General features: G+C 76.0%; 13 protein-coding genes. All 13 read left to right on the top strand.

The features are described from left to right. The first annotated feature begins 5 nt into the window (after nt 1-5). The 13 genes from ACGF1Z_RS14185 to ACGF1Z_RS14125 all read left to right on the top strand — a co-directional run bounded on the left by ACGF1Z_RS14185 (nt 6) and on the right by ACGF1Z_RS14125 (nt 20,739). Nucleotides 6-1,043, top strand: coding sequence for a sugar phosphate isomerase/epimerase family protein (locus ACGF1Z_RS14185; RefSeq protein ID WP_393003516.1), 1,038 nt, complete (start codon nt 6-8; stop codon nt 1,041-1,043). Continuing rightward, nucleotides 1,040-6,007 carry an amino acid adenylation domain-containing protein gene (locus ACGF1Z_RS14180; protein ID WP_393003514.1) on the top strand — a complete coding sequence of 1,656 codons (4,968 nt, stop codon included), beginning with the start codon at nt 1,040-1,042 and terminating at the stop codon, nt 6,005-6,007. Before ACGF1Z_RS14185 ends, ACGF1Z_RS14180 begins: the two co-directional genes overlap by 4 nt. Continuing rightward, the gene (locus ACGF1Z_RS14175; protein WP_393003512.1) at nt 6,004-9,501 is read left to right on the top strand and encodes a thioester reductase domain-containing protein; all 3,498 of its coding nucleotides are present in this window, start codon (nt 6,004-6,006) and stop codon (nt 9,499-9,501) included. Before ACGF1Z_RS14180 ends, ACGF1Z_RS14175 begins: the two co-directional genes overlap by 4 nt. After that, entirely contained in the window at nt 9,498-10,355 is an 858-nt protein-coding gene (locus tag ACGF1Z_RS14170) for a 3-hydroxyacyl-CoA dehydrogenase family protein (RefSeq protein WP_393003510.1), read from the top strand. Before ACGF1Z_RS14175 ends, ACGF1Z_RS14170 begins: the two co-directional genes overlap by 4 nt. Further along, a complete protein-coding gene (locus tag ACGF1Z_RS14165; RefSeq protein WP_393003508.1) occupies nt 10,352-10,606 on the top strand; it encodes an acyl carrier protein in 255 nt (84 codons plus the stop codon). The genes ACGF1Z_RS14170 and ACGF1Z_RS14165 overlap by 4 nt, the downstream gene beginning before the upstream one ends. After that, nucleotides 10,603-11,724, top strand: coding sequence for an acyl-CoA dehydrogenase family protein (locus tag ACGF1Z_RS14160; RefSeq protein ID WP_393003506.1), 1,122 nt, complete (start codon nt 10,603-10,605; stop codon nt 11,722-11,724). The genes ACGF1Z_RS14165 and ACGF1Z_RS14160 overlap by 4 nt, the downstream gene beginning before the upstream one ends. Further along, nucleotides 11,721-12,695 (top strand): 3-oxoacyl-[acyl-carrier-protein] synthase III C-terminal domain-containing protein, encoded by a 975-nt coding sequence (locus ACGF1Z_RS14155; protein WP_393003504.1) that lies wholly within the window; start codon nt 11,721-11,723, stop codon nt 12,693-12,695. Before ACGF1Z_RS14160 ends, ACGF1Z_RS14155 begins: the two co-directional genes overlap by 4 nt. 2 nt (nt 12,696-12,697) lie before the next feature. Continuing rightward, nucleotides 12,698-13,825: an HAD-IIIC family phosphatase gene (locus tag ACGF1Z_RS14150; protein ID WP_393003502.1), complete on the top strand. Its 1,128-nt coding sequence runs from the start codon at nt 12,698-12,700 to the stop codon at nt 13,823-13,825. Then, nucleotides 13,822-15,135 carry an MFS transporter gene (locus ACGF1Z_RS14145; RefSeq protein ID WP_393003500.1) on the top strand — a complete coding sequence of 438 codons (1,314 nt, stop codon included), beginning with the start codon at nt 13,822-13,824 and terminating at the stop codon, nt 15,133-15,135. The genes ACGF1Z_RS14150 and ACGF1Z_RS14145 overlap by 4 nt, the downstream gene beginning before the upstream one ends. Next, nucleotides 15,132-15,953, top strand: coding sequence for a thioesterase II family protein (locus ACGF1Z_RS14140; RefSeq protein ID WP_393003498.1), 822 nt, complete (start codon nt 15,132-15,134; stop codon nt 15,951-15,953). Before ACGF1Z_RS14145 ends, ACGF1Z_RS14140 begins: the two co-directional genes overlap by 4 nt. Next, nucleotides 15,950-16,147, top strand: coding sequence for an MbtH family NRPS accessory protein (locus ACGF1Z_RS14135; protein WP_393003496.1), 198 nt, complete (start codon nt 15,950-15,952; stop codon nt 16,145-16,147). The genes ACGF1Z_RS14140 and ACGF1Z_RS14135 overlap by 4 nt, the downstream gene beginning before the upstream one ends. After that, nucleotides 16,144-17,397 (top strand): cytochrome P450, encoded by a 1,254-nt coding sequence (locus ACGF1Z_RS14130; RefSeq protein ID WP_393003494.1) that lies wholly within the window; start codon nt 16,144-16,146, stop codon nt 17,395-17,397. The genes ACGF1Z_RS14135 and ACGF1Z_RS14130 overlap by 4 nt, the downstream gene beginning before the upstream one ends. Nucleotides 17,398-17,463: 66 nt before the next feature. After that, the gene (locus ACGF1Z_RS14125) at nt 17,464-20,739 is read left to right on the top strand and encodes an amino acid adenylation domain-containing protein (RefSeq protein WP_393003492.1); all 3,276 of its coding nucleotides are present in this window, start codon (nt 17,464-17,466) and stop codon (nt 20,737-20,739) included. Nucleotides 20,740-20,742 lie beyond the last annotated feature (3 nt).

Genomic DNA, 20,742 nt, shown 5'->3' with positions numbered 1-20,742 from the left:
GCGCGATGACGGACACCGACGTGACCTGGACGCCCAGCATCGGCCTGCTCGCCAACCAGGCGTTCGGCGGCAGCCGTTGGAAGGGCGTCGACGCCTGGCGGGCGGCCGCAGAGGCCGGGGCCGAGTGGATCAGCGTCACCGAAGAGGCCCACGGCATGCCCGAGGAGCGGCGCCGGCAGCTGCGCGAGGACGCGGAGAAGGCCGGGACGCCCATCCTCATCACCGGCTGCCACGCCTTCGGCCTGAGCGACCCGCGCGACGCCGTGCGGGAGTTCAACCTGGAGTGGGCCAAGCGGCAGCTCGACCTCACCGTCGAGCTCGGCGCCCGCCGCATGAAGGTGCTGCTCGGCGAATGGGTCTGGCGCGGTATGTGGCCCAACGCCCTGCAGTGGCAGCTGGAGGTCGACACCCTGCGGGAGTTGTGCGCCTACGCCGAGCGCCGCAGGACCGTGCTCAGCATCGAGCTCGAACCGCTGGAGAACTCCTTCGTCAACGACCCCCACAGCCTCGCCCGGATGCTCGCGGACGTCGGCTCCCCGGCCCTGCTCGCGAACGTGGACACCTCCCACATGGTCGTCCGGGGCACTCCCGCGAGCGAGCTCGGGCAACTGGCCGGACGCGTCGACAGCATCGACTTCTCCGACTCCAACGGGAAGTTCCACGAGCACCTGGCGCCCGGCACGGGCGTCGCCGACCTGGCCGCCTTCGCCGGTGAACTCGTCGCCGACGTCCGGGGCCGCGACGCACTCCTCGCCGTCGAGGTCGGCCCGTTCAACGAGCCCGACCGTGCCTACGACCTGGTGCGGGCGTCCGTGACGGCCACCCGCGAGCTGTTCGCCGACGCCGGGGCCCCGCGGCCCCGCCGGGACGGGGGGAGCGGCCCCCGGACCGACGGCGACGACGGCGCCCGCGAGGCGGACGGCGACGGCGTCCGGCCGGGGGAAGGCGACCGCGCCCGCCCGCGGGACGGCGAGGGCGACGGCGCCCGGCACCGGGACGGCGAGGGCGACGGCGCCCGACGGCCGGACGGCGGCCGGGAATGAGCGACGTCACCTTCCTCGGCCTGGTCGCCGAGCGGCTCGCCGCGGCGCCGGAATCCTCCGGCGTGCGCTGCGGGGACACCCTCACCTCCTGGTCCCGAATCGACGCCTGGGCCTGGTCGGTGGCCGCCCGGCTGCGCGCCGAGGGCATCGGACGGGGCGACATCGTGCCCGTCGTCACCACCCGCGGCGCCGGTCTCGTCGCCGCCTGGCTCGGCGTACTGCGCGCCGGCGCCGCCTATCTGCCGGTCGACATCGACCTGCCCGCCGGCCGCGTCGCCTTCCTCGGCGAAGACAGCGCCGCACGCACCGCCCTCGTCGACGCGGGCGGCCTCGCCACGGCACGCGGCCTCGGCGCGGACGTGACACCGATCGACGTCGACGGCCTGCGCGGCACCCACGCAGAGCCCTTCGACACGGACCTCACGGGAGCGGACGCGGGCTGCGTCCTCTACACCTCCGGCAGCACCGGCCGCCCCAAGGGCGTGCTGGTCGACCACGACGCGCTGCTGCACAGCGCCCTGCGCTGGGGCTGGTTCGAACAGCTCACCCCGGCCGACTCCCTGCTCTGCAGCGTCTCGGTCGCCTTCGACGCGGCGACGATGGTGATCGGCACCGCGCTGATCACCGCGGCGCGGCTGATCCTCGCCACCGACGCGCAGCGACGCGACCCGGCGCTGCTGGGCCCCGAGCTGATCGACGTCGACCTCGCCACCATGACGCCGAGCTCGCTGAAGGCGGCCGTCGCCGGCCTGGCACCGGGCACCGCGACCCGGCTCCGCTCGGTGTCCTGCGGCGGCGAGCGGCTCACCCGGGAGCTCGCCGCCGAGTTCCGCGACCGGCTCGGCTGCACCGTCCACAACGTCTGGGGCGTGACCGAGGTCCCCGCCACGACGACCACCGGCCTCGTCGACCCCGACGCACCGGGCGAGCCGGGGATCGGCGTCCCGCTGCCCGGCACCCGGGTCTACGTCCTCGACGCCGACCTCGAACCGGTGCCGGACGGGGCGCCCGGCGAACTCTTCATCGCCGGCGCGGGCATCGGCACCGGCTACCTGGGCCGCCCCGCCCTGAGCGCCGCCCGCTTCCTGCCGGACCCGTGGGCGGACGTTCCCGGGGCGCGCATGTACCGCACCGGGGACCGCGGCCTTCGGCGGCCCGACGGCGGTCTCGTGTACCTCGGCCGCGAGGACCACCAGGTCAAGATCCGCGGCAACCGCGTCGAGACCGGCGAGATACGCGCACTCCTGGAACGATGTCCCGGAGTGCGCGCCGCGGCCGTGGCCCTGGAGGGCCCGGACCGGCTGGTCGGCTACCTCGAAGCGGAGCCCGGCACCCCGCCCGCACGCGCCGACGTCCTCGCGGAACTGCGCCGCTGGCTGCCCGCGGCCGTCCTGCCCGCCGCGCTGTGGCTGGTGGACGCCCTGCCCCTCAACACCAACGGCAAGGTCGACCTGCGGGCCCTGCGGGAGCTGCCCGACACGGCGCGGCGGCCGCTGCCGGGCGGCGACGGCCCCGCCGTCGTACGGCAGGAGGGCCTCGACCGGGCGGCGACCCTGTTCCTGGAGCACCTCCCCGAGCCGCCGCCCGCCGGACTCGCCCCCGACGCCGACTTCTTCATGCTCGGCGGGGCCTCGATGGGCGCCGCGCGCCTCGTCGCCGCCGCCTCCCGTGAGCGGGGCGCGGAACTCCCCCTGCGCGACTTCCTCGCCGACCCCACGCCGGCCGGTCTCGCCCGCCTGCTCACCGCGTCCGCCGGGGCGGCCCGGCAGCCCGAACCGGTGGCGGCCGAGGGCGCACCGCACCCGGCCAACCCGGTGCAGCGCCGCCTGTGGTTCCTCAACCAGGTGCCCCAACTGCGCACCGCCTACCTGGTGCCCTGCGTGCTCGCCGTCCGCGGCCCCGGCCTCGACCGGAAGCTGCTCGCCGACGCGCTCCAGCACGTCCTCGACCGGCACCCCCTGCTCCGGGCCCGCTTCACCCTCGACGCCGAGGGGGGCGAGGTCACCTACACGACCGGGCGGCCCGGCCCCGCGGTGACCCGCCTGGACCTGACGGGCACCGGGCCCGAGGCCGCGCGGCGGGTGCGCGAGCGGACGGAGGACCTGTGCCGCACCCCGTTCGACCTGGCCGCGGAAGCCCCGGTGCGGGCGGAGGTCATCGGCACGGACGACGGGGCCGTCGTCGTGCTCTGCGCCCATCACATCGCGGTGGACGCCCAGTCGCTGCGGGTCCTGACGACGGAGCTCGGCGCGGTGTACCGGGCCCGGGTCCAGGGCGCGGAGCCCCGGCTGCCCGCCCCGGTCCCGCACCTCCACGCCGCCGCCACGGCCGACCCGGAGACCGTGCGGACCGCGACCGAGCGCCTGCGCGGCGCGCCCGTCGACGTCGACCTGCCCCACGACCGACCGCGCGGGCCCGTCCAGGACACCGCCGGCGCCACGTGTCCGGTGCCGCTCGACGGGGTCCGTCCCGGCCTGCTGCGGGAGCTCGCCCGGTCCGAGGGGGTCACCCCCTTCATGGTGGCGGCCGCCGTACTGGCGGTCGGCCTCGGCCGGCGGTCCGGGCAGCGGGACTTCCTCTTCGCCACGCCGTGGGGCGGGCGCGACAGCGCGGCCGCCGACCAGGTGTCCATGCTGGTCAACACCGTCGTGGTACGGGTCGACACCCGTGGCGCCGGCTCCTGGCGGGAACTGCTGCGGCAGGTGCGCGCCGCGTCCCTCGCGGCCTTCCGGGACGCCGACGCGCCGTTCGACGCCCTGGCCTCCGCGCTGCATCCGGGCCGGGACCTGAGCCGCCCGCCGCTGACCCCGGTGCAGATCAGCGTCGGCGAGGGCGAGCCCGCCGCGCCGGAGCTCGGCCCCGGTCTGCGCTGTTCCTGGCTGCCGTCCGGCCACCGGCACACCAAGTACGAACTGACCCTCGACCTCCAGGACCGGCCGGAGGGCCCGCGCCTCGCGCTCGACTACGCCTCGGCCCTGTTCGACGCCGACACGGTGCGCGGTCTCGCCGGTGACCTGCGCGACTGTCTCACGGAGCTGGAGCGGGCCGCCGACGGGCCGCTGTGGCCCGGCGACCCGGTCGCCGGCACCGGCCCCACCGCGCACCCACCGCTCTCCCTCGTCGCCGGCCCGCTGCCCGGGCGCCCCGAGGACACGGCGGTGGTCCACCAGGGCGTGCGCGTGCCGCGGGCCACGCTCGACGCCTGGGCCGGGTCGATCGCCGCCCGGCTGCGGGCGCGCGGCATCGGCGCCGGCGACGTGGTGCCCGTCGTGGTCTCCCGGGGGCCGCTGGCCCTCGCGGCCTGGCTGGGCGTGCTCCGCGCGGGCGCCGCGTACTGCCCCGTCGCCGTCGACCAGCCCGCCGCGCGGCTCGCCTTCCTGATCGAGGACACGGCGGCCCGGGCCGCCGTCGTCGACGGGACGGGCGCCCTGGCCCTGGGCGCCTGCGGGGCCACCGTGCCGCTGGTCCCGGCCGACGGCCCCGGCGACGAGGACGCCCCGGGCGAGCCCGTACCGGTCGCTCCCGGCGACCTCGCCTACGTGCTGTACACCTCGGGGACCACCGGACGGCCCAAGGGGGTCCGGGTCACCCACGGCAACCTCGCCGCCTACCTGTCCGGACTGCACGCCACCCACCCCGAACTCGCCTCCCGCCGGACCCTGTTGGCGACGCCCCTGGACACCGACTTCGCGGTCACCGTCCTGCACGGCGCCCTCGCGACCGGCGGCAGCGTCGTCGTCGCCGACCAGCGGCAGGCGCTCGACGGCGCCGCGCTCGCCCGGCTGCTGCGCGAACACCGCGTGGAGGTCGTCAAGTTCACCCCGTCGCATCTCGGCGCCCTGCTGCGCACCCCGCTGCGGGACGCGCTCGCCGGGCTGCGCGCGATCGTGCTCGGAGGCGAGGCCGTCCCGGCACCGCTCGCCAGGGAACTGCTCGCCCTGTGCGCCCCGGACGCGCTCGTCCTCAACCACTACGGGCCCACCGAGACCACGGTCGGCGTCCTCACCCACCGCATCGGCCCCGACGCGAGCGGGGCGCCGCCCGCCGGGCGGCCGCTGCCCGGGGTCACGGCCCTGATCCTCGACGAGGAACACCGTCCGGTGCCCGCCGGCGGGACCGGGATCCTGTGGATCGGCGGACCGCAGGTCACCGCGGGCTACCTCAACCGGCCGGAGACGACCCGCGAGGCCTTCCGCACCGAACCCTCCGGCGAACGCCGTTACCGCACGGGCGACCTGGCCTTCGCCGACGCCGACGGCCGCATCCACCTGCGCGGGCGGGCCGACGACCAGGTCAAGGTGCGCGGCTTCCGCGTCGAGCCGGGCGAGCTGCGGCACACGCTGCTCGGGCTGCCGGGCGTCCGGCAGGCCGAGGTCCTCGGCCACGACGGTGAACTGGCCGCCTTCGTCGTCCTCGACGGGACGCTCACCGACCGGGCCGCCGTCCGCGAGCGGCTGGGCGCACTCCTGCCCGCCCCGCTCGTCCCCGACCGGCTCCTCGCCCTCGACCGCATCCCGGTCGCCCGTACGGGCAAGGCCGACCGGGCGGCCCTGCGCGCCCTGCTGGGCGCCGAGCCCGCCCCCCGGGCGGAGCCCCAAGCGGGCCCGGCAGACCCGGGAGACAGCCTCGTCGAGCAGGTCCGGCAGGCCTGGCAGGACCTGCTCCGGGTCCCCGAAGTGCCCCTGGAACAAGCCTTCTTCGAAGCCGGCGGCAGCTCGTTGCTGCTCATCCGGCTCCTGGAGCGGCTGCGGGCCCTGACCGCCCGGCCGCTGGAGGTCGGCGACCTGTTCCGGCACGCCACCGTGCGGTCACAGGCCGCCCTGCTCCGAGGACCCTCCTCCCCTCCGGCGCCGATCCCCGCCCAGGCGACCCCTGGCGGCGGGGGAGGCGACCGGAGCCGACTTGCCGCACGGCGCCGGCGGACCACACCGCAGCGCACCAGCAACCGGAAGGCGAGCGAATGACCAGCGAGACCGACATCGCGATCGTCGGTGTGGGCGCCCGGTTCCCCGACGCCCGGGGCCCGGCGGAGTTCTGGCGCAATCTGGCCGAAGGCCACGTGTCCCTGCGCGAGTTCACCGACGACGAGCTGCGCGAGGCCGCCGTGGACCCGTCGCTCCACGACTCGCCCGACTACGTCCGCGTCGGGGTCCGGCTGCCCGGCCTCACCGACTTCGACCCCGGGTTCTTCGGGATCGCCCCGGCCGAGGCCGAGCTGATCGACCCGCACCAGCGGATCTTCCTGGAGGTGTGCTGGGAGGCCCTGGAGCACGCCGGACATCCACCGCGCGACGAGGGTCCGCTCGTCGGCGTGTACGCGGGCGCCAGCTTCAGCACCTACGCCATGGCCCTCTATCTGGCCAAGGTGCGCGAGCACGGCTTCGCCGCCGTCGCCGACGGCGACATCCGCCGCGGCAGCCTCTTCGACTTCATGCCTGCCCGGGTCGCCCACCGGCTCGGCCTGCGCGGGCCCGCCATCGCCGTGCAGACAGCCTGCTCCTCCTCCCTCACCGCCGTGCACCAGGCCGTCAACGCGCTGCTCGCCGGCGACTGCGACATCGCGCTCGCCGGCGGCAGCGGAGGCGCGGTGCCCGAGGCCGGCTACCTCCACGAACCCGGCGGCATCGCCTCCGAGGACGGCTACTGCCGCTCCTTCGACGCCAAGTCCAGCGGTACGGCCACGGGCGCGGGCGTCGGCGTGGTCGTGCTGCGTCGCCTCCAGGACGCCCTGGCCGACGGCGACCACATCTGGGCGGTCGTCGAGGGCAGCGCCGTCGACAACGACGGCGCCGACCGGCCCGGGTTCACGGCGCCGAGCCCGCGCGGCGTCGCCGACGTGGTCCGGGCCGCCCTCGACGCGGCCGGCACCGACCCGGACCGGCTCGCCTACGTCGAGGCGCACGGCTCCGGCACGCCCCTCGGCGACCACGTGGAACTCCTCGGCCTGGCCGAGGCGCTGCGCAGCCCGAGCGGCCGCACCGGCTTCGCCGGACTCGGCTCCGTCAAGGCCAACGTCGGGCACTGCGGCGCCGCCGCGGGCATCGCGGGCCTCGTCAAGGCCGTGCACGTCGCGCACACCGGACAGCTGCCGCCGCACCCGCAGTTCACCGGCCCCCGCGATCCCGGGGTCCTCGCCGGCAGCTCCCTGCGGATCGACACCGAGCCGCGGCGCAGCGAGGACCCGGAGCGCAGGGTCCTGGTCCACTCGATGGGGCAGGGCGGCACCAACGCGGCCGTCGTCCTACGCGCCCCCGCCCCGGCGCCGGCCGGCGCCGCGCGGCCCGGCGCCGCCCCCGCGGTCGTCCGCCTGACGGTGTCGGCCCGGACACGTACCGCACTCGACGCGCTGAGCCGGCAGCTCGCCGACACCCTCGACGAGGCGGCGCACCCGGTCACCGACATCGCCCACACCCTGCGGGTCGGGCGCCGGCACTTCGAGCACCGCCGGGTCGTCGCCGCGGCCCCCGGACAGCTGGCCGCCGCCCTGCGGCTGCCGCGCCCGCCCCGGGCCCGCACGGTGCTGGCCCGCCCGCTCACCGCGCTCGTGGTCACCACCGCGCCGACGCCCCGGGCCGCGGCCGTGACCGAGAGGCTGCTCACGGCCCTCGGGCCGGGCGCGCGCACGGCGCCGGAGGTGCCGGCCACGGTGCCCCCCGACACCTACCTGGTCGTCGTGGGTCCCGGCACGCCCGGCCCCGGCCGGCACGTGACCGGTGAGACCGACGACGAGGCCGAGGCCGTCGACGCGGCGCTCACCGCCGCCTGGGTCGAGGGCGTCGACGTCGACTGGGCCGCGGTCGCCGACCCCGGCGCCCGCCGGGTGCCGCTGCCCACCTACGCCTTCGAACGGCGCCGCCTGTGGGCCCTCGACCGGCTCGGAGACGTCCTGCGCGGCCGCCCCGGGGAGCCGAACGCGCCGCGCGCGGAACGGCACCCGGGAGTGGCGGCGGACCCCCGGCCCGCCCGGCTCGGCGCCCCGGTGCCCGCCGCCGACGCCCTGGAGGCCGAACTCGTCACGCTGTGGGAGGAGCTGTTCGGCATCGCCCCGGTGGGCGTGGCCGACGAGTTCGACACGCTCGGCGGCACCTCGCTGCTCGCCACCCGGATGGCCCTGGAGATCGGCCGGCGCCATGACGTCCGGCTCAACCTGCACCGGGTCGGCGGCACCCGCGCCACCGTCCGCCGGGTCGCCGAGGCCGTCCGCAGCGGGCTGTCCGGACGGGGCACCGGCGGCGAGGACCTGGACGGCGACGGCGCCCTCATCGACGCCGACCTGGAGCTGCCGCTCGGCGACGCCGTGCCGCAGCGTCCCGGCGACGCCGTGCTGCTCACCGGCGCCACCGGCTTCATCGGCGCCTTCCTGCTGCGCGAGCTGTGCGCGACGGACGAGGGCCCCGTCTACTGCCTGGTCCGGGCCCGCGACCAGGCGGAGGCCTGGCGGCGGCTGCGCGCGACGGCCGCCGCCTACGCACTGCCCGAGCCCGATCCGGCCCGCGTCCGGGTCGTCGTCGGCGACCTCACCGAGGGAGCCGCCGTCCTCGACCGCGTGCCCGAGGCCGCCGCACGCGTGGGACGCGTGGTGCACTGCGCCGCCCGGGTCGTGTTCACCGAGCCCTACCGCTCCCTGCGCGAGGCCAACGTCCTCGCCACCGCCGAACTGCTGCGCTGGATGCGCGCGAACGGCGTCCCGGACCTCACGTACGTCTCCAGCCTCGCCGCCGCCACCCCGACCGGCGCACCGCGCCGCGTCGTCAGGGAGGAACGCGGCCAGCCCCTGTCGGCGGAGTCCGGTGGCTACGGCGCGAGCAAGTGGGTCTGCGAGCGGCTCGTCGAGCGGGCCGAGCGGGACGGCCTGCGGGTCCGCGTCTTCCGGCCCGGGCTCGTCCTCGGCGACTCGCGGACCGGGGCCTGCAACCCGAAGGACATGACCTGGCGGATGCTCGCCGGCAGCCTGGCCACCGGCCTGCGCCCCGCCGACGACCGGCCCCTGTTCCTCGCCCCGGTGGACGCCGTGGCCCGCGCCGTCGTGTCCCTGGCGCGCCGCCCCGACACCCTGGGCCGCGCCTACCACCTGGTGGACGCGCAGCCGATGACGCTGCGGACCCTGATCGGCGGGCTCGCCGCCGAGGGCCTGACCACCACGGAGGCACCCGTACGGACGTGGCACGCGGCCGTGGCCGGACTCGCCCTGGACAGCGGCGACGAGACCCTCGCGGCCATCGCCCTGATCCGTACCGAGGACACGGCGGAGAACGGCACCTCCCACGGCGCACCCGGCGACGACGCGCACGTCACCGTCGAGGCCGCCGGGTGGCGGGACTGGCTGGCCGTCGAGGGCAGGACCGCCGCCGTGACCCCGCAGGCGCTGGCCCGGAGCCTGCGCCGGCTCGCCGATCTGCCGGAGTACCGGCCGACGATCGGCGCCAGGCTGACCGAGCTGAAGGGAGAGGGACGATGAGCGAGCGGAAGCTTGCGGTGATCGGCGCGGGCACCATGGGCACGGGCCTGGCCACCCTGGCCGTGGGCCACGGCCTCACGGTCACGCTCGTGGACGACAGCGACGCGGCCAGGGAGCGCGCCGCCGACGTGGTGCGGCAGAACCTGCGGATGGCGCAGATGCTGGGCAAGCTGCCCGGCGGGGCGCCCGTGGACGAACTCCTCGTGCTCGACGCCGACCCGAAGGCCGCGGCCGGCGCGGACGCGGTCGTGGAGTGCGTCGTCGAACGGCCCGGTACCAAGGCCGAGGTGCTCGCCGCGGTGTCGGCGGCCGTCGCACCGGGCACCCCGCTGCTGACCAACACCTCGGCCATCCCCGTGGACGAGCTGGCCACGGCCGCCGTCCGGCCCGCCGACGTGCTGGGCGCGCACTTCATGAACCCGCCCCATCTCATCGAGGGCGTGGAGGTGGTACGCGGCCCGCGCACCGCCCCCGGGGTCCTGGAGCGGGCGCTCGACCTGCTGACCGCCCTGGGCCGCAAGCCGGTCGTGGTCGGCGACGGGCCCGGGTTCGTGATCAACCGCGTCCTCCAGCGCATGATCAACGAGGCCGCCGCCATCGTCCAGGAGGGCCTGGCCACGCCGGAGGAGGTCGACGCGCTCTTCACGAGCTGCCTCGGCCACCGCACCGGACCGCTCGCGACCGGTGACCTGATCGGTCTCGACAACGTCGTGGACACCCTCCACGTCCTGCACGAGCGCACCGGAGACGACGGGTACCGCCCCTGCCGGCTCCTCCTGGAGAAGGTCGAACAGGGCCGGTTCGGACGCAAGACCGGATCGGGCTTCCACGCATACGGAACGGGGATCGCATGAGCGCCGACACCACCACGCGGATCGAGACCGAGGTCCTCGGCTTCGTCAGGGAACGCACCGGGCTCGAACTGGGCGCGACCGACGACCTGTTCGCCACCGGAGCGGTCACCTCCCTGTTCGCGATGCACCTGGTGACCCATGTGGAGCAGACGTACGGCGTGAGCGTCACCGGCCCCCTGCTCAAGCTGGACAACTTCCGCTCGGCGTCCGCCGTCGCGGCACTCGTCACCGGCCTCAGGCAGGAGCCGTGACCACCGCCGCCGCACCGGCGGACGAGAGCCCCGAGGAGCTGCTGACCCGCCTCGTGGCCCCGCACGCCGACACTTGGGACCGGGCCGGCGCCATCCCGGACCAGGTCGTCCGGGCCCTGGCCGCCGCCGGCGTGCTGTGCGCCGAAGTGCCCGGGAAATGGGGCGGCCTCGGCCTCGACCCGCTCGCCCACGGCAGGCTGACCGCACACGCGGGCACCCTGTGCGCCTCCGTCCGCTCCCTCATGACCTCCCAGTCCATGGTCGCCTGGGCGCTGACCCGTTGGGGCGACACGGAGCAGCAGGAGCGATTCCTGCCGCGGCTCGCCGCCGGTGCCACGGCCGCCGTCGCCTTCAGCGAGGCCGGGGCCGGCAGCGACCTCTCCGCGATGCGCACCACCGTCGCCGACCACGGCGGCACCGTGCGCGTCGACGGCACCAAGGTCTGGACGACCGGCGGCACCTACGCCGACCTCGTCCTCGTCTTCGGCCGCCACGGCGACGGCACCGCCATGGTCCTGGTCCCGACGGACACCCCGGGGCTCACCGTCACACGCCGCCCCGACCCCAGCGGCTGCCGGGCCGCCGGCCACGCCGACCTCCGCTTCGACGGGGTCGTGCTCGACCGGTCCCACCTGCTGCCGGGCGCCGGAGCACCCCTGAGCTTCGTCGGCCAGTCGGTGCTCGCCGCCGGCCGGCTGTCGATCGCCTGGGGCTGCCTCGGGATGATCCGCTCCTGCCTGCGCGAGGCCGTGCGGCACGCCCGGGTCCGCGAACAGTTCGGACAGCCGCTGTACCGGCACCAGTTGGTCGCCCGGCACCTCGGCGAGACGCGCGCCGCCGAACAGTCCGTGCTGCGTCTGTGCGAGCACGCCGCGCGCAGCTGGGCCGAGGGAGTGCCCGAGATGTTCGACGCGGCGCTCGTCGCCAAGCACGTCGGCGCGACCGCCGCGGCCGCCGCCGCCTCGGCCGCCGCCCAGGTGCTCGCCTCGGCCGGGGCGCGGGACGGGCACCCGGTCGCCCGTGCCCTCCGCGACGCCAAGCTCATGGAGATCATCGAGGGCAGCAACGAGATCTGCCAGCTGCAACTGGCCGAACAGGCCCTGGGGGTGTACGCATGACCGCCGCCGACGCACGGATCGGCCTCGGCCGCATCCACTGCGTGCTGCCCGAGCGCCTCGTGGCCCCCGACGATCTGCCCGAGGCCCCCGAACTGGACGCCGCCGGACGGGACTTCCTCGCCTCCAGCGGCATCGGCACCGTCGGCGTCATCGAGGAGAGCGCGGGCGTGCTCGCCGCCCGCGCCACCGCCGAGTTCGTCACCGCGCACGACGCCCGCCCCGACGTCCTGCTGCACGTCGGCGCCCGCTCGCCCGACGTGCTGCTCGGCTCCGACGCCTGCCACGCCCAGGCCGCCGCCGGCCTCGCGGGCACCTTCGCCTTCACCCTCGACGGCCTCGGCTGCACCGGCTCCAGCGCCGCCTGGGGGCTCGCCGCCGATCTGCTGCGCGCCGACCCGGCCCGCCGTCAGGTGCTCGTCACCCACGCCAGCCGGCCGACGGGCGTCGACCGCATCAGGCCCCCGGTGACCGTCACCGGGGACGGCGCGTTCGCCCTCACCGTCGAGCGCGGCGGCCGCCCCGTACTGCGGGCCCACCGCGCCGAGACGGACGGCACCTTCCACGACCTCTTCCGCGTCGACTACAAGCAGGCGCCCTGGTACGAGTGGCGCGAGGAGTGCGCCTCGCCCGACCGCTACCGCTTCGAACTCGCCCTGCACAGCCGGGAACGCCTCGGCCGCCTGGTCGACGAGGTGCTCGCCGACGCGGGTGTGCCGCGCGGCTCGGTCGCCACCGTCCTCATGCAGAACGTCACCGCCTCCGCCTTCGACTTCTACGAGGCGCTGCTCGGACTCCCCGTCCACGGCGTGTGCCGCGACAACCTGGCCCGGTACGGGCATCTCGGCGCCATGGACGTCGTGCTCAACCTCCGGGACCTGCTCGCCAAGGGCGAAGTCGCCCCGGGCGGACTCGTCCTGGTGCTCAACAACAGCCCCGTGGCCGCCTGGGCCGCGACACTGTGGGAGGTGTGACCGTGCCGGTGACCGACACGGCGGACAGGGACCGCGGGACGACGGCCGCCGCGGCCCCGCCGGTGAAGTGCCTCGTCTGGGATCTCGACGGGACCCTGTGGCAGGGCACCGTCCTGGAGGGCGACCTGCCCGTGCTGCGGCCAGGCGTGCGCGAGCTGCTCGACACGCTGGACCGGCGGGGCATCCTGCACGCCGTCGCCAGCCGCAACGACCACGACCAGGCCTGGCCGCACCTCGAACGCCTCGGCGTGGCCGAGTACTTCGTCTGTGCCCGGATCGGCTGGGGCCGCAAGCCCGACGCCGTGAAGGACATCGCGGAACGCCTCAACTTCGCCACCGCGGCCCTCGCCTTCGTCGACGACACGGAGCACGAGCGGGCCGAGATGGCCGCCCGCCTCCCCGAGGTACGGGTCTACCCGCCCGAGGATCTCGAACATCTGGCCGAGCGACCGGAGTTCACCCCCGGCGTCGTCACCGCCGACGCGGCCGGGCGACGCCGCATGTACCAGGCCGGCATGGCCAGGGACCGGGCACGGGAGGCGTTCGACGGGCCCGACGAGGAGTTCCTCCGGTCCCTGGAGATCGAGATGCACATCGCCCGGGCCACCGAGGACGACCTGCACCGCCTGTCCGAACTGACCCTGCGCACCAGCCAGATGAACGCCACCGGCGTCCACTACGCGCACGACGACCTCGTCCGCCTCATCGCCGAACCGGGCCACGAGGTCCTCTCCGTCACCATGAAGGACCGCTTCGGGTCCCACGGCGCCGTCGGCGTCGTCCTGCTGCGCACCGACACCCCCCGGTGGCACCTCAAACTGCTCGCCACCTCCTGCCGGGTCGTGTCCTTCGGCGCGGGCTCGCTCATCCTGCGCAACCTGCTCGACCAGGCGGCCCGCAACGGCACCGGCATCGTCGCCGACTTCCGGCCCACGGACCGCAACCGGGTGATGGAGATCGCCTACCGGTTCGCCGGCTTCGAGGACGCGCCCGCCGAGGCGACGCGGGGGCTGCCGCCCGCCGGGGACGGCGTCCAGCGCCTGCACGCCGCCCCGGACCGGCAGCCCGCCGAGCGGGCCGTCACCGTCCGGGCCGTCCGGCTCGGACCCGACGCCGAGGAGAACGCGTGAACGCACCGGCGCCCGGAGACGACACCCGGGTCCGCACCGACACCGACCCCGCCTTCGGACCCCAGGGCTGGGGCGACTACCGCCGGCTCTGGGCGTCCTCCGCCGTGTCCGCGCTCGGCGACGGCATGCGGCTCACCGCCCTGCCGCTGCTCGCCGTCTCGTACACCACCGATCCGCAGCTCCTGGCCCTGGTCACGGTGGCCGGCACCCTGCCGCTGCTCGCCTCCCCGCTCGCCGGCATCGCCGCCGACCGGTGGAACCGCAAACGGCTGCTCGTCACCGTCGACCTGATCCGCTTCGTGCTCGTCGGCCTGCTCGGCCTCGCCGTCCTCGCCGACGTCGTCGGCCTGGCGCTGATCTGCGGGGTCGCCCTGCTGCTCGGCGTGTGCGAGGTGTTCTTCGTCGTCACCGCCCAGTCCTTCCTGCCCCAGGTGGTGCGCAAGGACCGGATGACCGCCGCCTACGGGCGGCAGCACGCCGCGCAGCTGGTCTGCCGCGACTCCGTGGGCCAGCCCGTCGGCGGTCTGCTCTTCGCCGTCGGCATGGCCCTGCCCTTCGTGCTCGACGCCGCCAGCTTCCTCGGCGGCGTCCTGCTGCTGCTCGCGGTGCGCCCGGCGGCCACACCGCGCACCGCGACCCCCGGCGCGACCCCGGGCTGGGGCGCCATGATCAAGGACGGCTACCGCTACCTGCGCGGCGAGCGGCTGCTGCTCACCCTCGCCGGAATGCTCGGCACCATCAACTTCTTCGTCGCCGGCATGAGCGCCGTCCTGGTCCTGTACGTGCTCGACCGGCTCGGTCTGCACCCGGGTGCCTACGGCTTCTTCCTGGCCGCCGGTGCCCTCGGCGGCGTGCTGGGCGGCACCCTCGCGTCCCGCGTCCGCACCCGGTTCGGGCTCTTCCCGGGGGCGCTCGCCGGTCTCGTCCTCACCGGTGCCTCCGCGTTCCTGCTCGGGATCACCGCGACGCCCGTGCTCGCCGGAGCGGCGTTCCTGCTGATGACCTTCGGCGCCGTCATCTACCAGACCCTGACGGTCTCCTTCCGGCAGACGGCCGTCCCCCCCGAGGTCCTCGGCCGCGTGAACGGCGTCTACCGCCTCTTCGGCACCGGCACGGCCCCGCTCGGCGCGCTGCTCGCCGGCTTCGTCGCCGACCACTTCGGCGTACGGACCCCCTTCCTGCTCGCCGGTGCCGCCCTGCTGCTGCTCGCGGCCCTCGCCTGGCGCCCGGTCACCGGCATGGCGGCGGCCCAGGAGCGCAGGGAGCAGGAGGCGGAACGGCGGGAGCGCGGAACGGAGGCCGGCGGATGAGGGAGCTGCCCGGAGGCTGGTACGACATGGCACCGGCGGCGTCCGGTGCGCCGGCCGGACCGTACGCGCTGCTCTTCCCCTTCGCCGGCGGCAACATCCACTCCCTGCGCGAGTGGGTCGCCGAGCTCGGCCCCGGGTGGCGCCCCCTGGTTGCCCAGTACCCGCTGCGGGGCCGCCGGCTGCGCACCCCGATGCCGGCCGCCCTCACCGATCTCGCCGTCGAACTCGCCGACGCCTTCCTGGAGTTCGCTCCCGGTGAGCGCCCGTTGCTGCTCGGCCACAGCCTCGGCGCCCACCTCGCCCACGCGGCCGCCGTGCGGCTGGAGGAGCGGGGCGTCGTGCCCCGGCTTCTGGTGGCCGCCGCCTCCCGGACGGCCGACGGCGCCGTCCGCCCCGGGGAGGTACCCCTGCACCTGCGCTCCGACCCCGACCTCATCGAGGCGCTCGGGCTGGACGGCACCGTGCCCGAGGCGCTGGCCGACCCCCGCTTCGCCGCACTGTTCCTGCCGGTGATCCGCGCCGACCTGCGACTCGGCCACGACCACCTGGCCGCCGGCTACGCCCGTACGGTGCGCTGCCCGGTCCTCGCGGTCGGCGGCACCGAGGACCCGCTCGCCCGGCCCGACGACGTGTCCGCCTGGTCGAAGACCGCAGCCGGTGACTTCGCCCTCGAACTCGTCCCGGGCGGCCACTTCTTCCAGCAGGCGGGCGGCACCGGCCTGCGCGGGCACTTCGACCGGGCGCGCACCGACACCGGCGGACCCCCCTCGGTCCCGGCCGCCCCCCACCCCGACGACCACAGCGGAGACCTTCGATGACACGGACAGCCCCGCACCGCGTACTCGTGAACGACGAGGAGCAGCACGCCATCGTGCCCGCCCACTTCACCGCCCCCGACGGCTGGCACGAGGCCGGCTTCGAGGGGGACGCCGAGGCCTGCGAGCGCTGGGTGGACGCGCACTGGCCCGACATCCGCCCGCGCAGCGTCAGGGAAGCCACAGGCCGCTCATGAGCACCCCCACCGTCCTCCCGGCCGAGGCCCTGGCAGGCGTCGACCTCACCGACCCGCGCCGCCACGCCGCACAGGACCTCGGCCCGGTCTTCGCCCGGCTGCGCACCGAGGCGCCGCTCGCCTGGCACCCGGCCCCGCCCGGCGCGGCACGCGGCTTCTGGGTGGTCAGCCGGCACGCGGACGCGATCGACGTCCTGCGCGACACGGCCGGATTCTCCTCCGCGCGCGGCAACATGCTCACCACGCTGCTCGCCGACGGCGACTCGGCGGGCAACCGCATGCTCGTCGTCAGCGACGCGCCGTGGCACACCGAGCTGCGGGCCGAGATGCGCAAGGCCTTCACTCCCCGCGCGCTCGCCGAGATCGCCGAGCGGATCCGCGCCACCGCCCGCCGCGTGGTGCGGGAGGCCGCGGCACGCGGCGCGGCGGGTGAGCCGGTGGACATGGCCGACGACATCGCCGCCCACATCCCGCTCTCCGCGATCTGCGACCTGCTGGGCGTGCCGGAGCAGGACCGGGCCTTCATCCTCCGGCAGACCAGCGTGGCGCTCGGCTCCCACGAGCCGGTGCCCGCCACCCTGGAGGCCCGCCTCGCCCAGGCCGAGATCCTCATGTTCTTCGCGAAGCTGGCCCGCAGGCGGGGCAGCGGCCCCGCGCTCGACGCCGTCTCGCTGCTCGCCCGCGCGGAGGTCGGGGCGCGCCGGCTCAGCGAGGACGAACTCGTCCTCAACTGCTACAGCCTGATCCTCGGCGGCGACGAGACCACCCGCCTCTCCATGGTCGGCGGCGTCCAGGCCCTCGCCCACCACCCCGAGCAGTGGCGCCGGCTGCGGAACGGCGACGTGGGGACCGACAGCGCGGTGGAGGAGATCCTGCGCTGGACCTCGCCGCTGCTGCACGCCGGGCGGACCGCCACCCGCGACGTCGACCTGCACGGACGTACCGTCGCCGCCGGTGACGTGGTCAGCGTGTGGCTGGGCTCGGCCAACCGCGACGAGCGGGTGTTCTCCGCGCCCGACACCTTCGACCCCGCCCGCACCCCGAACCGCCACGTCACCTTCGCGCACGGCCCGCACTTCTGCCTCGGCGCCCACCTGGCCCGGATCGAACTCGACGCCCTGCTCGGCGCGTTGCGCGAGTCGGTCGCGGAGATCGAGCCGGCCGGGCCACCGAGCCCGGTCTACTCGGCCTTCGTCTCCGGACCGGCCCACCTCCCCGTCGTCCTGCGCCCCGGCGCGGCCCGCGACTAGCGCCCCCACCCGTCACGACTCGGCCGCCCGGCCACCGCTCGGGCCTCAAGGAAGGGCACGTCCGTCATGCCAGACCACTCCCTGCACGGTGTCTTCGACGCCGTGGTGACCCGTTCGCCCGAGCGCACCGCCCTGATCGCCGGCCGGGAGCGGATCGGCTACGCGGAGCTGCGGCGGCGCGCCGACGCCCTCGCCGCCCGGCTCGCCCACCGGGGCATCGGGCCGGAGGACCGGGTGGCGATCCACCTGGAGCGCTCGGCGGAGCTGATCGTCGCCATGCTGGGAGTGCTCAAGGCGGGCGCCGCGTTCGTGCCCGTGGCCCCGGAGTACCCGCGCGAGCGCATCGACTTCATGCTGCGCGACAGCGGCGCCGTCGCGGTCGTGGCTGACCCCGGGGCGGCACCGCCCGGCGGCGTGCCCGTGGTGCCGGTCGACGGTGCCACCGACGCCGGAGAGGGGGCGTTCGCACCCGTGGACGTACCGGCGGACGGCGCCGCGTACGTGATCTACACCTCCGGGTCCACCGGGCGCCCCAAGGGCGTGGTCGTCACCCACGCCAACGCCCTCGGGCTCGTCCAAGGGCAGGACTACGTCCGCTTCGGCCCGCGGGAGACCTTCCTCCAGCTCTCGCCGACCTCCTTCGACGCCTCGGCCTTCGAGATCTGGGGCGCGCTCCTGCACGGGTCGTGCCTCGTGCTCCCGGGCAGCACCTACCAGGCCGTCGAGGCCCTCCCGGAGGTCGTGCGCGAGCACGCCGTCAGCACCCTCTTCCTCACTCCGGCCCTCTTCCACGAACTCGTCCGGGGCAAGGTCGAGGTCTTCGACGGCGTCGGCCAGGTCGTCGTCGGCGGCGACGTCCTCTCGCCCTCCCGGTCCGGGGAGTTCCTGCGCCACGCCGCGGGGCAGGACCGCCGCGCCGTCCTGGTCAACGGCTACGGGCCGACCGAGACCACCACCTTCGCCACCACCCGCTCCGTCACCCCGGGCGACACGTCCGGTGACCGGCTGCCGGTCGGACGACCGCTGGCCGGCGTGCGCGTGTACGTCCTGGACGAGGAGCTGCGGCCGGTGCCGGACGGCGAGCAGGGCCAGCTCTTCGTCGCGGGCAGCGGCGTGACCAGAGGCTACGCAGGACGGCCGGGCGCCACCGCGGCCGCCTTCCTGCCCGACCCCTGGGGCGAGGTCCCCGGAGCGCGCATGTACCGCACGGGCGACCTCGGCAGGCTGCTCCCGGACGGCGCCGTCGAGTACCTCGGACGCACCGACGACCAGGTCAAGGTGCGCGGCTTCCGCATCGAGCCGAAGGAGGTCGAACTGGCGCTGCTCGGACTGCCCGACGTGCGCGAGGCCGCCGTCGTCGCCGAGGAGCAGGCCGACGGGGGGAAGCAGCTCGTCGCGTACGTGGTCGCGGACGCCGGCGCGGAACGGGACCCGGCCCGGCTCCGGGCCGCCCTCGGCGAGCGCCTGCCGGCCCATCTCGTGCCGTCCCGCGTGGTGTTCACCGCCGAACTGCTCCTCGGCCCCTCGGGGAAGCTGGACCGCCGCGCCCTGACCGTCCAGGAGCCCGCCCCGGCAGCGCCGGGCGCAGGGGACACCCAGGGCAGCACCTACGCCCCGGGCAGCACCCACACCCCGGACGCCCCCGGGCATCTGGACGCGCCTACCGCGCCGACCGCGCCGGCCGAGCCGGCCGAGCGGGGCGGCGAGGTGCCCACCGGCCGCAACCAGGCGATCCTGGCCGAGGTCTGGGCGAAGGTCCTCGGCGTGCCCCGAGTCGGCCCCGACGACGACTTCTTCGCGCTCGGCGGCGACTCCATGCTCGCCATCCGCGCCGTCGCAGACGCCGAGGAACTCGGCGTGACGGTGTCCCTGGGCGCCATGTTCCACAACCCCGTCCTGCGCGAGGTGTGCCCGCCCGACCCGGAGCCCGCACCCGCCGGCCCGGCGGCGGAGCCCGTATGCCGGGAGCTCCCGGCCGAGGCACCGTCGAGCGGCGTTCCGGCCGTGCTCCCTCCCGACGGGGCCGAGGCGTCCTACCCCGCGACCCGGCTCCAACTCGGCCTGATATTCGAGGCGGTGGCGAGCGCGGACCAGTCGCTGTACCACGACGTCATGGCCCACCGCGTCGGCGCCCGGCTGGACGAGGCGGCCCTGCGCACGGCCCTCGACCGGACGGCCCGCACCCACGAGGTGCTGCGCACCCGCTTCGACATCGGCGCGGAGGGCGGCCCCCGCCAGGTGGTCGAGCGCACCCCGGCCCTGCCCCTGACGACCGTGGACCTGCGGGGCCTCGACGAGGACGCGTTCGACCGCGAGCTGGAGCGGCTCGCCGCCGAGGCCGGCCGGCCCTTCGACGTGGAGCGGGCCCCGCTGATGCGCGTGTACGCCGCCGCCCGCGACGCGGACTCCTTCTGGCTGGTCTACGGCTTCCACCACGCGATCATGGACGGCTGGAGCGACACCGTCTTCCTGACCGACCTGATGGACGCCTACGCCCGGGCCCTGGCCGGCGAGGACCCGGAACCGCGCCCACCGGCCCTGCGGTACGAGGAGTTCGTCCGCCTGGAGGAGCGCGCACGGGAGTCCGCGGCCACGCGCGCGTTCTGGCGCGGACGCACCGCGGACCTCCGGCCGACCCTTCTGGCCAGGCCCGGGGTCGCGCCGAGCGCCGGGCGCCTGCGGATCGCACGGTCCGTGCCGGCCGGTCTCCGCGAGGCGCTCACCGCGGCCGCGGCGCGCCTGCGGGTGCCGCTGAAGAGCCTGGTGGTGGCCGCGCATCTCGCGGTGGTCGGCGAACTCGCCGGCACCGAACGTCCCGTCGCCGGCCTGCCGGTCAACGGCCGCCCCGAGGCCGCGGGGGCCGACCGGCTCGTGGGCCTCTTCCTCAACATCCTCCCGGTCTCCGCCCGGCTGACCGGGGCGACCTGGGAGGACCTCGCCCGTCAGGCCTTCGACGCCGAACGCGGCGCCCTCGAACACCGGCGCTTCCCCCTCCAGGAGATCCGCGACCAGGCGGGCGGCCCGCTCTTCGACGTCATCCTCAACTTCGCCCACTTCCACCTGTGGGCCGGCCTGTCCGACGGCGGCACCGGCGGACCGGCCGGGCCGGGCCGCCCCGGCGGCGCGGCCGGCCGGATCACGGTCGACGGCACCCGCATGTGGGACAAGACGAGTTACCCCCTCGTCGTGGACGTCGTGCTCGACGCGGTGGACGACGACCTCCGCATCGACGTCACCGGCGACACCGGCCAGTGGGACGACGCCGGCCTCGAACGGGTCTGGTCCCTGCACCGCGACGCCCTCGCGGCACTCGCGGCCGACCCGAGCCGACCGGTGGCCTGAGGT

This window comes from Streptomyces sp. NPDC048018, from assembly GCF_043202995.1.
GTDB lineage: Bacteria > Actinomycetota > Actinomycetes > Streptomycetales > Streptomycetaceae > Streptomyces.
This window is presented reverse-complemented; position numbering and strand designations above follow the sequence as displayed.

Bases quoted from the DNA above. Each gene is read 5' to 3' on its own strand.
- ACGF1Z_RS14185 (WP_393003516.1), top strand. From the start codon at position 6: ATGACGGACACCGACGTGACCTGGACGCCCAGCATCGGCCTGCTCGCC.
- ACGF1Z_RS14180 (WP_393003514.1), top strand. From the start codon at position 1,040: ATGAGCGACGTCACCTTCCTCGGCCTGGTCGCCGAGCGGCTCGCCGCG.
- ACGF1Z_RS14175 (WP_393003512.1), top strand. From the start codon at position 6,004: ATGACCAGCGAGACCGACATCGCGATCGTCGGTGTGGGCGCCCGGTTC.
- ACGF1Z_RS14170 (WP_393003510.1), top strand. From the start codon at position 9,498: ATGAGCGAGCGGAAGCTTGCGGTGATCGGCGCGGGCACCATGGGCACG.
- ACGF1Z_RS14165 (WP_393003508.1), top strand. From the start codon at position 10,352: ATGAGCGCCGACACCACCACGCGGATCGAGACCGAGGTCCTCGGCTTC.
- ACGF1Z_RS14155 (WP_393003504.1), top strand. From the start codon at position 11,721: ATGACCGCCGCCGACGCACGGATCGGCCTCGGCCGCATCCACTGCGTG.
- ACGF1Z_RS14140 (WP_393003498.1), top strand. From the start codon at position 15,132: ATGAGGGAGCTGCCCGGAGGCTGGTACGACATGGCACCGGCGGCGTCC.
- ACGF1Z_RS14135 (WP_393003496.1), top strand. From the start codon at position 15,950: ATGACACGGACAGCCCCGCACCGCGTACTCGTGAACGACGAGGAGCAG.
- ACGF1Z_RS14130 (WP_393003494.1), top strand. From the start codon at position 16,144: ATGAGCACCCCCACCGTCCTCCCGGCCGAGGCCCTGGCAGGCGTCGAC.
- ACGF1Z_RS14125 (WP_393003492.1), top strand. From the start codon at position 17,464: ATGCCAGACCACTCCCTGCACGGTGTCTTCGACGCCGTGGTGACCCGT.